The organism is Corallococcus praedator (assembly GCF_003612125.1).
GTDB classification, from domain to species: Bacteria; Myxococcota; Myxococcia; order Myxococcales; family Myxococcaceae; genus Corallococcus; species Corallococcus praedator.
The window spans coordinates 1-441 of sequence record NZ_RAWI01001058.1 but is presented as its reverse complement, the minus strand read 5'-3'; the positions used below and the strand labels follow the sequence as shown (position 1 = coordinate 441).

Annotated in this window: 1 protein-coding gene; it reads left to right on the top strand. The window is 72.6% G+C overall.

Annotated features, from left to right (window positions below; all coding sequences use genetic code 11):
• Positions 1-121: 121 nt before the first annotated feature.
• The coding region (coaE, locus tag D7Y13_RS43025; RefSeq protein ID WP_208734644.1) for a dephospho-CoA kinase at positions 122-441 on the top strand (320 nt) is incomplete at its 3' end.

Below are 441 nucleotides of genomic sequence, written 5' to 3'. Positions count from 1 at the left end.
GATCGGCACGCTCGTCTGATCGACCAGACGGCCCTCGTACGCTCCGGCGTACGGGGGCCGTTCGGCGTCCTCGGGGGGCCGTGCGCGGGGAGACGTCCGCCCCGTAGCCTTCCTTCTCGTGCTGCGAGTGGGACTGACCGGGGGGATCGCGTCGGGGAAGACGGCCGTCTCCGATGCCCTGCGTGAGCGTGGGGCGGTGGTGATCGACGCCGACGTGCTGGCCCGTCAGGTGGTCGAACCCGGTACGCCCGGTCTCGCCGCCGTCGTCGAGCGGTTCGGTACCGACGTGCTGACCGACGACGGTCTGCTGAACCGGGAGGCCCTCGGCCGACTCGTCTTCGCCGACGCGGGAGCCCGCCGGGATCTCGAAGCCATCGTCCACCCCGCCGTCCGCGCGCTGGCCGCCGAGATCGAGGCCACCGTGGCCTTCGACTCCGTGGT